Here is a 13,572-nt window from a genome sequence, read left to right as displayed (position 1 = left end):
CTAACTTTCCGAATAAGAAACAAAGAGTATGAGCGAACTACAGCGCCTAAAAGGGCTGCTGCCACCAGAAAACCAAAGCTGGGTATTCATTGAAGCCGCAGCAGCAATAGATCCTCCTCTAATCACGCTTGAAGAAATCGGGCGCGATGAAGTGGAGATTCAAGTTGACCTTGAGCAATGGGACTATTTAGCTCAAGATCATAGAAATCTATTGTTTTGGCATGAGGTGGGACGCATTCAAAATGACACCATCCCAAGAGATGGCTGGGAAATGGCTGCTCTTGCAATAGGTCTGGGTGGTGCTATTGGAGAATTATGGGTTCAAGATGGTTTGCTACTTTTAATGGCACTCGGATTGTCAGGTTTTGCAGGTTATCGGCTTTACTTAAAAAATAATTCAGAAAAACGATTACAAGATGCAATATCTGCTGATGAAAGAGCTATAGATTTGGCCTGCAGATTTGGATATAGCGTTCCAAATGCTTATAAGAGTCTTGGCGGTGCTTTAAAAGATTTAGTTGAAAAATCTAGAAAGAAAAAAAAGCGCACATTCTATGAAGATAGATTAGAAGCTCTAAGAAAGAGTGCTGAAAGAGCTCGCGCAGAAATGGCATCTCAAGAAGGATCTCAAAAATCAGTTACTAGTGAAAATGTTTATGGATAGTATTAGGTTAGTTGAACTAGCTGCAGTTGCTTGCGATGATAGAAAAGCTGGTGATATAAAACTTTTAAAAGTTGATAAAGTATCAAGTATTGCTGATTGGATATTAATTACTGAAGGACTTTCAGATGTTCAAGTAAGGGCAATAGTTAATAATGTAGAAAAGACAATCAGAGAGGAAGCAGATCTGCTACCTCTTCGAAAGGAAGGAATAAATGAGGCTAAATGGGCGTTATTAGATTATGGAGATCTAATAATTAATGTTTTTCAACCTAATGAAAGAAAATTCTATGACTTAGAGTCATTCTGGAGCAATGGCATTATCCATGATTTTATAAATAATAAATTAATAGAGTTAATGGATGAATAAAATAATATGCCCTGTGCCTCTAAACCAGAGGCCATTAAATGAATTTAATAGCATTAGAAATTCATGGATAATCTCTTGGCCTTTTTTAGAAAGAATTATTTTTTACAGGAAATTAACATTTAGTTGGTTAATAATTACACCAGTTTGTTTAACAATATCTTATGGAAGCGATTACCTCAAAAACAACCTTTTTGAACTTATATTTATTAGCCTAACTGCATCTCTTGCTTTTCCTATATTACTACTAATCAGGCAATGGTTAAGTTGGGTATACATATATAAACGACTTAATTCTGAAAACATTGAATATGAAGAATCTGGTTGGTATGATGGACAGACCTGGGAAAAGCCAATTGATTGGAGAGCAAAAGATTTACTGATAGCTCAATACCAAATCAAACCAGTCTTAAATCATTTAGAAGTAATAATAGTACTATTAATATCAGTTATCATATCTTCAATTTTATTTATACTTTCAGGAATGAATTAATAAATGAATTTACAAAACAATTCGTCAGATCACAGCAACAATTATTTGAAGGTTCTAGTAAAACGAGGCTCAAGTGTTGAATCCATTCATAGAGCCCACGCTTCAATATGTGACACGAAAGGAAGGACATTAATGAAAGCAGGTTCATGTGAATATGAAACTTTCATACGATCAGCATTAAAGCCTTTCCAAGCAATGCCGTTCATTACAAGTGGTGCTTCGGAAAAATATAATTTAGATAGTAAAACATTAGCGCTGGCATGTGGTTCTCATAGTGGCTCATCAGTTCAAGCGAGAACAGCATTCAAACTCCTTTGGAATGCAGATATAGATATAAAAGAACTGAAATGCCCAACACCTCAAAATAGAGAAAGCAAACTTCAACATAATTGCTCAGGAAAGCATTCAGCATTTCTAGCAACCTGCAAAAAAATGGGCTGGGATCTAGATAGTTATTTAATGGGACATCATCCACTGCAGAAAGAAATTTTCAGAAGAGTTGCTGAGTTACTAAAAATACCTGCCGAGGAATTAATTGCCGAAAGAGATGACTGTGGTGCTCCTACGTTACTTTTGCGTTTATCTCAAATGGCGGTTTTATATGCTCATTTATCTAAATCTGACCAACCTGAATTTGAAAAAATAACCCGTGCTATGACAAATAATCCAGACCTTATTGCTGGCGAAGGATATTTTGATTCGGAATTAATAAAAAGAGGTCACAATCAAATTATCAGCAAAGGTGGGAGTGAAGGTATCCAATGTATTGGTCTTCTAGGGGAAGGTATCGGGCTCTCAATTAAGGTTGAGGATGGATCAAAAAGAGCAAAGCACGCAGTAGCGATACATCTTCTTCGACAACTTGAATGGATAACTCCAACAGCAATTGAAGAACTAGATGAAATCATCCTTCAAAAAAAACCTGGTATCTATATAGAAGTTGAAGGAGAATTAAAGATCCCCTAACCCAAACAAACTAGTATTTTAAGTCACATAAAGATGTATGCTTCTTATGCTTCGCGGGGTAGAGCAGTCTGGTAGCTCGTCGGGCTCATAACCCGAAGGTCGCAAGTTCAAATCTTGCCCCCGCCACCAATTAAGAAGCCAGTCTTAGACTGGTTTTTTTAATGCTATTTTTTATACTTAACAAGGTGAAAAGTATAAAGTACATAAAACAAGAGATCCCAGTTATAGCTAAATTCTTGTTTTCTACCAAGTACACCCTCAAGTACACTTTTTCAACTTTTGGGCCATCGGGCTACTAACCCGAAGGTCATAACAAACAAAAAAGAATTTAAATTTCATCAAAATGCATTATTATTTTTTTGGAGCTTTCCATTCTTGCTACATTCTGATCTTTTAAGCGGGTGAGGTTTGTTTGCAGCGGAAGCTCCACAAATAATGAAGTACATTACTGAGTACACACCTTTCTATAAAGCTAGTTATTGCAACGGTTCTATTATTAATAACTGCCGACTCATAACCCGAAGGTCGGAAGTTCAAATATTTCACCATCCTTAAAAAAACACATACCCCAAGGGGCTTGTGTAATGAAAGCAAAATTCCTCTAGGAGAAAAGGTAATTCCCTCATATTAAATAGTTATTTAAAAGGGTAACTTTTGCCGGTTAATTATCTAACTCTAAAGATGAGACATTCTGTAGTGAACTGATAAAAAGATGACCAGGATCAATTAGTTATAACCATTTGGATTTCTAATTTGCCAGTTCCATCCATCTAAGCAAATTTGTTCTAATGTTCTTTTTGGAGTCCAACCTAATAATTTCTTGGCTTTTGAAATATCTGCATAAGATATAGCGACATCACCATCTCTTCTGTTTTGAATAGAAAAAGGAATTTGGCAACCAGTAGTCAACTCAAATTGTCTAATAATCTGAAAAACACTATATCCATTACCAGAGCCTAAATTAATAAATTCCAAACATGAATCAGAAGAGCTAATATAATCTAATGAGGCTAAATGGCCCTCAGCTAAATCCATAATATGAATATAATCACGGATACCTGAGCCATCATACGTATCCCAGTTATCTCCGAAGACATTTAAAAATTTTCGCTTTCCTATAGCTACCTGAGTTAAGAAAGGAAAAAGATTATTGGGAATCCCAATGGGATCTTCACCAATCAATCCTGATGGATGCGCTCCAACAGGATTGAAATAACGTAAAGAACATATTTTCCATAAGTTATTAGAATTATATAAATCATAAAACATATTCTCAATTGCCACTTTAGTTTTGCCGTAGGGGTTAATTGGTGAGATCCTGTGATCTTCTGCCATAGGAACGGAATCGCTTAAACCATAAATAGTGGCACTACTACTAAAAACAAAGGAATAACATTCATATTCTTTCATTGTAAGTAAAAGATTTAGTGTTCCATGAACATTCACATCCCAATAGTGAATAGGATTAGTAAGAGATTCAGCTACAGATTTCAAGCCAGCTAAATGTATAACGATATCTATAGGTTTATGGCTATTAATCGAATCACTAAAAATACTTTCTAAAAGTTTTTTATCTCTAATATCACCATTAATTATTTCTAATCTATATTTTAACAGTTTATCATCTAAATAAGTATTAATTCGATTGATAACATTAGATGAGCTATTAGCAAAAGAATCTAATATTAAAACATCCAATCCCCTTTCTATCAACAACAAAGCGACATGAGAACCTATGAATCCTGAACCACCAGTTAAAAGAACCCTCATAATAGCCCTGAATATAATTTATAAACAAAACGTCGTTCGACGTCAGCTTAAAAACAGAAAGAATCTACATTCATTAATTATAAATGGCAGATTAGCATCAGAATTAAACCTATTTAACTCTTAAGCTAATCTTTTAATAAAAATACTTTTTATTTATATTATTTGAAAATCTAATTTCAGATGAAAGATTGTTTAACCCTATATTTTTAATCTCAATAATGTTTAAACCGAGATATAATTTATTGGAAAAACCAATTTATTTGATGTTTTATAAGTTGAAAAAAATGTAAAAATATAAATAAAAGAGATTGATAATTATACTATTATAGTAATTTATCAAAAAGTATATTCATGAAAAAAGACAACCTGAAAAGAATCATCAAACAGTTTGAAACTTTGTTAGAAGAGTTAAAGAGTGAGGTCTACTCTGATAAAGAGTCATATGTTCATCCATGGGATGAACATATGAAAAATACCCCTAGGATAATCAATGCAGAAGATGATGATGGATATGCAGATTAGTTCACTTGATTTGAATTGACTGAGGGGCAAAAGTAGTCTTTTTATTCATTTATTTGGTAATTTTACCTATTGCTATAAAAGAATATTGAAAGCAAATTATAAAAAATTGAATTTATAAATGCCTCCTTTACCTCAACTTGTTAAAGCCACTCCTCAGGGAGGTACTATACATAAATATCAACTTTCAGGCGGTAAAACGTCCTTCATGAGATACCTAGGCTGCTATCTAGGGACATGTAAATTCTGTAATGATATCCACGAAGCAACAGAATTTGTATCTAGCATTGAGCTATCCCCTAAATCCCTTTAAGCAAGGGATTTCTAAACGATAATGATGACTCAAATAAATTGACTTCAACGTGGAATTAACGTTGAAGTTTTTTTATGTAAATTTAATCGATACTGGAAGGCATTAGGTGCTATTTTTTTGAGACTTTAAACATATCAGGAGAATACTCTTTAAATGAGCCAAATTATTTCTCACTAAAAGAGCTGCTCGGCTATGAACGAAGAAAATGGAAAAAACAATAAACCATTTGAATATGAGACTAATAACCTCATTAGATCTAATTTTAATGAGAAAGAAAGTGTACAAGATCTAGAAAATATTGCTCCCAAACCTTCTAATCAACTAACTAATGGCCTATTAGGTTGGTATTCTGTATCGAGTAGCGAATCAATAAAGGAGGGTAAATTAAATCACTTCACAATTTATAATGAGCCACTTGTTTTGTATCGCGATAGAGAAGGTATTGTTAGATGTGTAAAAGATGTATGTCCTCACAGAGGAGCTTCATTTCTAGGCGGTGAAGTGATAAATGGACAACTTGTTTGTCCTTATCACGGTGCAAGGTTCTCATCTCAAGGAAGTTGCACAAATTTAGATAGAATAACCTGTCAACATATTATTGATTCTAATTACGATAGCTATGCAAAAAGTATAAAACTTTTTCAATATCCATGCGTAGAAAAAGAAGGCTATATTTATATTTATTATACAGGGACACCTTTAGCAAATATTGAAGACTTTCAAATAAAATCTTCAATCAACAGCCTTCTTCCTGATTCCTATGGGTTTCCATCTTTAGAATATGAATATGAAGAAGTTTATGTAGATTTCAAAGCAGATTGGGCGAGAATTATAGAAAATCATCTGGATATATTGCATGTATTCTGGATGCACGGAGATACGATCCCCGACAAGAACGTAAACCGAGAAACAATAACCAGCTTCAATCAAAAAATAAAAAGAGATAATAGGCAAATAGAAAGTATATATTCATATAAAACTAATGGGCAAGAAGAGTTTATCAGAATAAAATTCGTACCTCCTGGAAGGATTTTTATATATAAGGGCTCACCTGAAAGTACAAGATATATTCAAGTTCTTGATCATATTCCACTAGGAAATAATAAAGCAAGAGTAATAGTAAGGCATTATAGAAAGTTCCTTAAAAATAAACTTTTTACAAATTTAGTTTTATTTAGTCATCTACAAAGAAGAACATTTTATAAGATTTTTACTGAAGATTATTTAGTCTTAAAAACCCAAACTTTTAATGATCAAATGGGCTATATACAAAAAGATAATGTAAAGCTGTTAGGTGAAGATAAAATGGTTCAATATTACTGGGACTGGCTTCAAAATGCATTAAATAAAGAAAAGCCGTGGGACATACATCCAACCAATTCATTAACGAACACAGTTCATGAGGATAGAGGGATGCAATATCCTCCAGAAAATCCTAATATGGCTATAAAAAACAATAGACAGATAATTATAAAACTTTTAACTAGATTATTGTTCCCAATAAGTTTTATTCTGCTATTAATATAATTAAAATAGATTATAAATTTAAATGATTACATAAATGAGTAATGAATCTTGTAAAGATGGAAAGATCTGGGCTTATTTAAAAAATATAAATGTATATATTGATCAAAATAAGATCCTTTCAGATATAAATTTAAATCTTCGTTATGGAGAAAATATACTGATATTAGGACCAAATGGATCTGGTAAATCAACTTTTCTAAAGTTATTAAACAGGTCAATTTATCCAATCACAACTAAAGATAGTTCATTTAAATTATTTAACAAAGAAAACATAAATATTTGGGACTTAAGGAAAAAAATTGGATTTCTATTTAAAGAAATGGAGCAAAGGGTAAATAATGGGGTCACATTATATGATGTAATCAGTTCAGGTTTCTCAGGAATATTTAATTCTAAATATACAAATTTACTTTCAGAAAGTAAAAAGATTAAAATTAATAATCTAATAAATACATGGGAGCTAGGTGATATTATTTATAATGAATTTCAAACATTATCTGATGGTCAAAAAAGAAGAGCATTACTTGCTAGAGCTTTGGTTTACGAGCCTAATATACTTGTGCTGGATGAGCCTTTTTGTAATTTAGATTTAAAATCAAATATCATCTTGAATCAAAACCTAAATGAATTAATCAAGCACTCAGTAAATTTAATTTATGTCACACATAATGTTGAATCTATTTTACCTAAAACTAATAGAGTTATTCTAATAAAAGAAGGTAAAATATTAAATGATGGAAGTCCTTCTGAACTAATTAATACAAAAACACTTAGCGATCTTTTCAATATATCAATCAAAGTAATAGAACAAGAAGGATACTGGAGAATGATTCCTTTGAGCAGCTAAACAACCACAAGAATAAAGGCTACTATTAATATACATATAAAGAGAATATATTTATTATTAGATGAAAACTTACTGTAAATACCTATTTTATAATTTACTCGCCTACCAACTCCAAAAGGAGTTCCGCATGAATTACATACTAATCTTCCGGATAATGCGCGATCAGCTCTCATATTAGAGCTTCCACATACTAAGCATTTATTTCCGATCATAAGAGGTGAATTAATTCAAAATATCATCTAAGAATGATAATGGTGCACTCATTTTACTTGCATACCCTAAAAGACTTTCAGAAATAAATTCATATAAGACCTCATCTTTTTCATTCAATAGAATTGTTGCTCCTCTTTGAGTTAAGAATGCAGAATCAGGTACATAAGTATTCCAATTCGAAAGAATTTCAATCATATTCATAAGTCTTCTGGTGGCAAGCTCAAAAGGGCGTAAATTTTGTTTTTTTGAAAAAATATCAAACATACTTCCTTTGAACAAAGAAAAAGGACCTAAATTTATATCCTCATCAAAAGTGAATAAACTCCCTGCATTTTTATCCCCAAAATAACCTCTTAAAACTTCCTTGATCGTACCTCTAGAATTTATACCTGTGCACATAATCAATAGATTAATAATTGCAGGCATTTGTGTTACAAGCCCAGCATTCAGATTAAGTTTCTCATGAAGGTCAGCATTCTTTACGGCAATAACATTATTAATATCAATTTTATTGAACTTGCAAAAAGATTCTTTAGATTTTTCACTCCCAATACCTATCAAAATCAAATCAACTGAGTGCTTTGCTAACCAATTTGATTGAGCTGATAATTGTTGAGAGTATTCAAAACTATCAAAATCAGCAAAAGAACCAAGCAAAACTATTAGGCTTTTTCTCTGATCGAGAAAAATTCTCTCTTTTCCAAAAAACTCTTTAATGACATTTTTATAATTCATTAATTTATTATGGTTTGTTTTCAAAATAACAAAGTCAACACAAGGAATATGATCTTTTACTTTGATTAATAGCAAATATCATAGTTATCCCAATGACTCTAAGGATAAGATATTGCCCTAACACGAAGATCATATTTAGTAGCAGATGTTCATGAAATATGTACAAAACCTACAATTTCAATAAGCAATGTGAAGGGATATGGAACTTATAGACCTATAAATATATCCTCTTACTGTTCTTTGTTTATTTCTCGTGCAGACCTACGGGAATCCTAGCGTTACCTATGACTGGTACGCGGGTAATTCAGGGACGGCCAATCGCTCCGGAAAATTCATCGCTGCGCATGCTGCCCATGCTGGTTTGATGATGTTCTGGGCAGGTGCGTTCACTTTATTTGAGCTAGCTCGTTATGACTCATCCGTTGCGATGGGTAATCAAAACTTGATCTGCTTGCCTCACCTTGCACAACTTGGAATAGGTGGAATTGAAAACGGAGTAATAACTGAACCTTACGGTTGCACAGTTATTGCTGTACTTCACCTGATTTTCTCTGGTGTTCTTGGTGCTGGTGGAATTCTTCACTCAACAAGATATGACGGTGATTTAGGAAACTATCCTGAAGGAAGTCGTCCTAAAAAGTTTGACTTCGAGTGGGACGATCCAGACAAACTTACATTTATTCTTGGTCATCACCTTATTTTCCTAGGTTTGGCAAACATTCAATTCGTTGAATGGGCTCAATATCATGGTATTTGGGATACTGCTTTAGGAGCTACTCGTACAGTTTCTTACAACCTAGATTTAGGAATGATATGGAATCACCAAGCTGATTTCCTTCAAATCACTAGTTTGGAAGATGTTATGGGCGGTCATGCTTTCTTAGCATTTTTCCAAATTATTGGTGGTGCATTCCACATCATCACTAAGCAATTTGGTGAGTACACAGAATTCAAAGGGAAAGGACTTCTTTCCGCTGAAGCTGTTCTTTCATACTCATTAGCTGGTGTTGGCTATTGTGCACTTGTTGCAGCTTTCTGGAGTTCAACAAACACAACTGTTTACTCCACAGAATTCTTCGGCGAAGTACTTCAACTTAAGTTTGATTTCGCTCCTTATTTTGTTGATACCGACCCATCACTTGCTGCTGGCGCTCATACAGCTAGAGCTTGGTTAGCTAATGTTCATTTCTATCTTGGCTTCTTCTTCATCCAGGGGCATCTCTGGCATGCACTAAGAGCTATGGGATTTGACTTCAGACGCGTGGGTAAAGCGTTCGACAATATGGAAAACGCAAAAATCACTAACGGTTAATTATTAATTTAATTTCTCATTAAATTAGTGAATTAAAAAAAGGCCCGCTTGCGGGCCTTTTTTTAATGAAAACCATCGGTAGATATAAATACAAAGCTGATAACACTAATGTCACAATTAACTAACTCAAAGCCCAAAAAGTGAAACAAAAAATCGCTGTCGACGTCACTTTTGATACATCCTTTGGCAAAAAATCTCAAGAGCTTGTTGCTATTGAGAATCGGTTGCAAAAAGCTTCGGATTTTGTGTAAATTAGAATTCAATCAAGGTCCATTCGTTTTTAATGAGCTTTAAAAGCTACGCAGAAACTCCTTCATCAGCTGTTCGAATGGCAACCGGGCAATCCGTGCTGATAGATCCTTCCTCAAGAAGAGGAGATACTTGCTTAGAGGTTTTAGAAGGTGTAGCACGTGTTTATTGCCCGTGTGAAGAAACAGAGGGGATGACATTGGCTTTCTTGCAGTCTGGAGATCAATTAAGAACGGACCGGCTTTGCAGTGAAGGTGTATGCGTAGAAGCTTTAACCGCTCTTTGCTTCGTAAGTGATGCTGAAACGTCAGTTGAATTAGGAGGGTACGACGCTGTCAACGAGTGGACTCTTCAGCTACTTAGAATTAGACATTTAGGTAATGCTGAACAAAGACTGCAAGCTTTATTTGCTTTATTAGTTAACCGACTTGGAAGAAGATGCGGTGATTGGTGCCAATTACCATTCAGGCTTACTCATGAAAGAATTGGAGAGTTAATTGGATCAACAAGGGTTACTTCTACTCGATTAATTTCAAGACTGAGAACAGCCGATTTACTAAAAGCGTCATCAGGTGATCCGACTCTAAGTCTTTCTCCGGACTTCATTGAGTCATCACCATTAACCGTGTAATAAATAATGAATCAAGAGATATTTTTCTATTCCGAATCTATTGTTTTTTCACTCTGCAAAGAGATAGAGTTTATAAAGATTAGATCCAAAAACATTAATAGATCCCTTAAGACTTGTCATAATAAATCTTTATCAAAAAGATTAAGGTTAGAATTAGATAAGTTAAATAAAAATAGACTAAAAATATTATCCATATCTGAAAGCATGTTTAAAACAAACTCTGATGATTTATCCTTAGAATTCCTATTAGAAATAACTAAAAGATCTAATTCTTTTCAACAAATATAAGTTCAACTAAGTTCAACAAAAGATAAATTTAATTTATCTTTAATTCATTATCAATAATAAACAATGCTGAAGGATCATTATTAGCAAATTTGACTTTACCAAGTAAATAAGCCATGTCATCTTCTGATTTAATTTGCTCGTCGATAACTGGATCAAGGAATACCGTTGTACGAGTATCATTGGATCTCTCTGCCAAAGAATAAAGCTGTTGAACAGAGGTTGTAACGTCAGCCTCCATTTGGAAAGACAAAGTTACTAATTCTTGGACTGTCTTCCATTCTTGTATTGGTTTAGTTACTTCTTCAAGTTCAACAGTTTGACCTCGAGCAATCATGTATTTAGCAAAGTTAAATCCATGCTCTTGCTCTGATAAAGACTCTTTCTTGAAAAATGAAGAGAATCCTCTTAATTCTCTCTCGAGGAACCAAAGGGACATCGCTAAATATTGTGCGCTTGAAACCCTTTCAAGAGAAGTATGTTGATAAAGGGCCTCAAGAAGGTCAATATCCATAGGCTGTGCAATCGCACGACCTGAAGGACCAACGTTAAGTCCTATTGAATTGGATGTAGATGATTGCATAACAAAAAAAAGCTAGGTCAAAGAACGCAAAAACTAATTTTTTGTTCAATTAAATAATAACTCATTTTGTATGATTTTGATGCCAAAATTAAAAAAAATTATTTGATAATGAATCTCAATTGCGTTAAATAGTTAAATATAATTTTCTTAGCATTTTAACTAATTAGAATTTACATTTAATATTTTCTGGTAGAACTAAGAAGTTTTTTTCGTGAATTGGTTGGACTTTACATCTATCTCCTATAGATAAAGATGTATCCAAGTTCATTTCTGATTTTAATTTTATACTCTCACTTATCACAGTATAGACATAATGATTAATACGGTATTCTTTTGATATGACAGTAAAAGAACCATTTGAACAAGGTTCGATCCGAATAGCATTCCTATCGAACATACAAACAGATTTCGATGAAATCGACATATCGAAAGGCACACTCAATTTACCAATACATGTTGAACAGGCATTATCAATGTATTGAATTGGCAAAATATTTTTTTGCAATACAAATTGACCTATAAAATCATTTGATGGGTTTAAAACCATCTCAAAAGGAGTTGAGTATTGTTGAATTTCACCACTTCTTAAGACAGCCACCCGATCACAAATAGCTAATGCTTCATGAGGATCGTGAGTTACTAAAATTGCTGATGCTGAGCAGGATTTTAAAACCGAAGAAAGTTCTGACCTCAATCTAGATCTCACTTCAACATCTAAAGAGCAAAAAGGTTCGTCAAGCAAAACCAAAGAAGTCCCAGGGGCTAGAGCACGAGCCAAGGCAACTCTTTGGCTCTGTCCGCCTGAAAGTTCGTGAGGATATCTATTTTTAAACTCATAAATATCCAATAAATTCAATAGCCAATTTGCTCTTTTAATAGATTTCTCTTTCTTATTTATACCAAAGCAAACATTATCCCAAACATTCAAATGAGGGAATAGAGCATAGTCTTGAAAAACCATCCCTATTTGCCTTCGCTCTGGGGAGAGAAGGTAATGATTATTAGAAATTATCTGCCCATTTTTTTTTATTAATCCACGTTTTGGCTTTTCAAAACCTGCTATCAATCTTAAAAGGGTAGTTTTTCCACAACCCGAAGGACCAAGCAAACCTATCAATTCTCCAGCTTTTAGAGTAAAATTAATATCTTTTAGAACCCAATTATTATTTTTATTAGACTTAAATTCATGCCATAAATTGTGGACTTCTAGTTCAGTACTCACAAAACTATTTTTGAATATTCTATTCTCTAGAAATCAATTAAAAACAAACCAACCTTAAAAGAAAAAATTCATAGACAAAAATCACACTCAAGTGTATAAAATGATACCTGTTTATTTTCATTAAAGACTATTGCTTCAAGTTATAGGGTTTTAATTAAGTAACTTTATAAACAATGCAATTCATAATGCAATGAAAAAAGATGAAAGGATAAAGATAATAATTAAGAGACTTGAAGAAATATATCCTGAGACACCGATACCATTAGATCATCAAAATGGTTTCACACTACTCGTAGCAGTTGTATTAAGTGCACAATCAACAGATAAGAAAGTCAATGAATTAACTAAAGAACTTTTCAAGGTTGCTCCATCAGCTGAGAAAATGTATAAATTAGGTGAAAATAAAATATATAATTACATCAAACAACTTGGACTTGCGAAAACTAAAGCAAAAAATACTCATAACTTATCAAAGATTATTTATGAAAAATTTAATAATATAGTTCCAAATACATTTCAAGAACTTGAGTCACTCCCTGGTGTCGGCCATAAGACAGCTAGTGTTGTTATGTCTCAAGTATTTGGTGTACCATCATTTCCTGTCGATACACATATTCATAGATTATCTCAGAGATGGGGATTAACTTCAGGTAAAAATGTTATCCAAACGGAAAAGGATCTAAAAAGATTATTTCCAAAAAAACTTTGGAATAAGTTACATTTACAGATAATTTTTTACGGAAGAGAATATTGCTCGGCGAGAGGATGTAACGGCACAATCTGTAACTTATGTAAGGAACTTTACCCTAATAGAAAGAAAGCAATTATTTGTATAAAGGCTTAATAATTATCTATTAATTTTATTATCGCAACAAAAAG

General features: G+C 33.2%; 16 protein-coding genes and 1 tRNA gene. 12 read left to right on the top strand and 5 right to left on the bottom strand.

The window, feature by feature from the left end; genetic code table 11:
- Positions 1 to 28: 28 nt before the first annotated feature.
- From PMN2A_RS04065 to PMN2A_RS04045, 5 genes are all read left to right on the top strand, one after another.
- Entirely contained in the window at positions 29 to 664 is a 636-nt protein-coding gene (locus PMN2A_RS04065; protein ID WP_011293759.1) for a DUF3318 domain-containing protein, read from the top strand.
- Entirely contained in the window at positions 657 to 1,031 is a 375-nt protein-coding gene (gene rsfS / locus PMN2A_RS04060) for a ribosome silencing factor (protein ID WP_011293758.1), read from the top strand. Before PMN2A_RS04065 ends, rsfS begins: the two co-directional genes overlap by 8 nt.
- Positions 1,024 to 1,521, top strand: a complete 498-nt coding sequence (locus tag PMN2A_RS04055) for a CGLD27 family protein (RefSeq protein ID WP_011293757.1) — start codon at positions 1,024 to 1,026, stop codon at positions 1,519 to 1,521. The genes rsfS and PMN2A_RS04055 overlap by 8 nt, the downstream gene beginning before the upstream one ends.
- Positions 1,522 to 1,524: 3 nt before the next feature.
- Positions 1,525 to 2,487, top strand: coding sequence for an asparaginase (locus PMN2A_RS04050; protein WP_011293756.1), 963 nt, complete (start codon positions 1,525 to 1,527; stop codon positions 2,485 to 2,487).
- Between the two features lie 52 nt (positions 2,488 to 2,539).
- Positions 2,540 to 2,616 (top strand) — tRNA-Met (locus tag PMN2A_RS04045).
- Between the two features lie 597 nt (positions 2,617 to 3,213).
- Here the strand turns inward: PMN2A_RS04045 and galE are convergent.
- The gene (gene galE / locus PMN2A_RS04040; protein ID WP_011293755.1) at positions 3,214 to 4,257 is read right to left on the bottom strand and encodes a UDP-glucose 4-epimerase GalE; all 1,044 of its coding nucleotides are present in this window, start codon (positions 4,255 to 4,257) and stop codon (positions 3,214 to 3,216) included.
- Between the two features lie 351 nt (positions 4,258 to 4,608).
- Here galE and PMN2A_RS10455 point away from each other — a divergent pair, with 351 nt between their 5' ends.
- From PMN2A_RS10455 to PMN2A_RS04030, 4 genes are all read left to right on the top strand, one after another.
- Complete coding sequence (locus tag PMN2A_RS10455; protein WP_011293754.1) at positions 4,609 to 4,779, top strand: hypothetical protein; 171 nt, start codon at positions 4,609 to 4,611, stop codon at positions 4,777 to 4,779.
- 118 nt (positions 4,780 to 4,897) lie between these two features.
- The gene (locus tag PMN2A_RS10080) at positions 4,898 to 5,089 is read left to right on the top strand and encodes a hypothetical protein (RefSeq protein ID WP_011293753.1); all 192 of its coding nucleotides are present in this window, start codon (positions 4,898 to 4,900) and stop codon (positions 5,087 to 5,089) included.
- Between the two features lie 192 nt (positions 5,090 to 5,281).
- Complete coding sequence (locus PMN2A_RS04035) at positions 5,282 to 6,616, top strand: Rieske 2Fe-2S domain-containing protein (RefSeq protein WP_011293752.1); 1,335 nt, start codon at positions 5,282 to 5,284, stop codon at positions 6,614 to 6,616.
- Between the two features lie 34 nt (positions 6,617 to 6,650).
- On the top strand, positions 6,651 to 7,463 hold the full coding sequence (locus tag PMN2A_RS04030; protein ID WP_011293751.1) for an ABC transporter ATP-binding protein: 813 nt from the start codon (positions 6,651 to 6,653) through the stop codon (positions 7,461 to 7,463).
- Here PMN2A_RS04030 and PMN2A_RS10270 read toward each other — a convergent pair.
- Positions 7,460 to 7,675: a transcriptional regulator gene (locus PMN2A_RS10270; protein ID WP_144043264.1), complete on the bottom strand. Its 216-nt coding sequence runs from the start codon at positions 7,673 to 7,675 to the stop codon at positions 7,460 to 7,462. The two genes, PMN2A_RS04030 and PMN2A_RS10270, sit on opposite strands and share 4 nt — an antisense overlap.
- A gap of 10 nt (positions 7,676 to 7,685) precedes the next feature.
- On the bottom strand, positions 7,686 to 8,411 hold the full coding sequence (locus PMN2A_RS04025; RefSeq protein ID WP_225866333.1) for an AhpC/TSA family protein: 726 nt from the start codon (positions 8,409 to 8,411) through the stop codon (positions 7,686 to 7,688).
- A 253-nt stretch (positions 8,412 to 8,664) separates the two neighbouring features.
- On the opposite strand from PMN2A_RS04025, the gene PMN2A_RS04020 reads away from it, so the two are divergent.
- Both PMN2A_RS04020 and PMN2A_RS04015 read left to right on the top strand, forming a co-directional pair.
- Positions 8,665 to 9,723, top strand: a complete 1,059-nt coding sequence (locus tag PMN2A_RS04020) for a chlorophyll a/b binding light-harvesting protein (RefSeq protein WP_011293749.1) — start codon at positions 8,665 to 8,667, stop codon at positions 9,721 to 9,723.
- A 283-nt stretch (positions 9,724 to 10,006) separates the two neighbouring features.
- Positions 10,007 to 10,603 carry a Crp/Fnr family transcriptional regulator gene (locus PMN2A_RS04015; RefSeq protein ID WP_011293748.1) on the top strand — a complete coding sequence of 199 codons (597 nt, stop codon included), beginning with the start codon at positions 10,007 to 10,009 and terminating at the stop codon, positions 10,601 to 10,603.
- A gap of 316 nt (positions 10,604 to 10,919) precedes the next feature.
- Here the strand turns inward: PMN2A_RS04015 and PMN2A_RS04005 are convergent, their stop codons facing one another.
- The gene (locus PMN2A_RS04005; RefSeq protein WP_011293746.1) at positions 10,920 to 11,471 is read right to left on the bottom strand and encodes a ferritin; all 552 of its coding nucleotides are present in this window, start codon (positions 11,469 to 11,471) and stop codon (positions 10,920 to 10,922) included.
- A gap of 163 nt (positions 11,472 to 11,634) precedes the next feature.
- Complete coding sequence (locus PMN2A_RS04000; RefSeq protein ID WP_011293745.1) at positions 11,635 to 12,693, bottom strand: ABC transporter ATP-binding protein; 1,059 nt, start codon at positions 12,691 to 12,693, stop codon at positions 11,635 to 11,637.
- Between the two features lie 190 nt (positions 12,694 to 12,883).
- Between PMN2A_RS04000 and nth the strand changes: the two genes are divergently transcribed.
- Positions 12,884 to 13,537: an endonuclease III gene (gene nth, locus PMN2A_RS03995; protein WP_011293744.1), complete on the top strand. Its 654-nt coding sequence runs from the start codon at positions 12,884 to 12,886 to the stop codon at positions 13,535 to 13,537.
- The last annotated feature ends 35 nt before the right edge of the window (positions 13,538 to 13,572 follow it).

Source organism: Prochlorococcus marinus str. NATL2A, assembly GCF_000012465.1.
In the GTDB taxonomy this organism is placed as follows: domain Bacteria; phylum Cyanobacteriota; class Cyanobacteriia; order PCC-6307; family Cyanobiaceae; genus Prochlorococcus_B; species Prochlorococcus_B marinus_B.
The sequence above is the reverse complement of the archived record's forward strand: the minus strand, read 5'-3'. Positions and strand labels throughout refer to the sequence as shown.

Coding starts and splice junctions, on each gene's coding strand:
- rsfS (WP_011293758.1), top strand. CDS start 657: ATGGATAGTATTAGGTTAGTTGAACTAGCTGCAGTTGCTTGCGATGAT.
- PMN2A_RS04065 (WP_011293759.1), top strand. CDS start 29: ATGAGCGAACTACAGCGCCTAAAAGGGCTGCTGCCACCAGAAAACCAA.
- PMN2A_RS04050 (WP_011293756.1), top strand. CDS start 1,525: ATGAATTTACAAAACAATTCGTCAGATCACAGCAACAATTATTTGAAG.
- PMN2A_RS04035 (WP_011293752.1), top strand. CDS start 5,282: ATGAACGAAGAAAATGGAAAAAACAATAAACCATTTGAATATGAGACT.
- PMN2A_RS10270 (WP_144043264.1), bottom strand. CDS start 7,675: ATGATCGGAAATAAATGCTTAGTATGTGGAAGCTCTAATATGAGAGCT.
- PMN2A_RS10080 (WP_011293753.1), top strand. CDS start 4,898: ATGCCTCCTTTACCTCAACTTGTTAAAGCCACTCCTCAGGGAGGTACT.
- PMN2A_RS04015 (WP_011293748.1), top strand. CDS start 10,007: ATGAGCTTTAAAAGCTACGCAGAAACTCCTTCATCAGCTGTTCGAATG.
- PMN2A_RS10455 (WP_011293754.1), top strand. CDS start 4,609: ATGAAAAAAGACAACCTGAAAAGAATCATCAAACAGTTTGAAACTTTG.
- PMN2A_RS04030 (WP_011293751.1), top strand. CDS start 6,651: ATGAGTAATGAATCTTGTAAAGATGGAAAGATCTGGGCTTATTTAAAA.
- galE (WP_011293755.1), bottom strand. CDS start 4,257: ATGAGGGTTCTTTTAACTGGTGGTTCAGGATTCATAGGTTCTCATGTC.
- nth (WP_011293744.1), top strand. CDS start 12,884: ATGAAAAAAGATGAAAGGATAAAGATAATAATTAAGAGACTTGAAGAA.
- PMN2A_RS04055 (WP_011293757.1), top strand. CDS start 1,024: ATGAATAAAATAATATGCCCTGTGCCTCTAAACCAGAGGCCATTAAAT.
- PMN2A_RS04005 (WP_011293746.1), bottom strand. CDS start 11,471: ATGCAATCATCTACATCCAATTCAATAGGACTTAACGTTGGTCCTTCA.
- PMN2A_RS04025 (WP_225866333.1), bottom strand. CDS start 8,411: ATGAATTATAAAAATGTCATTAAAGAGTTTTTTGGAAAAGAGAGAATT.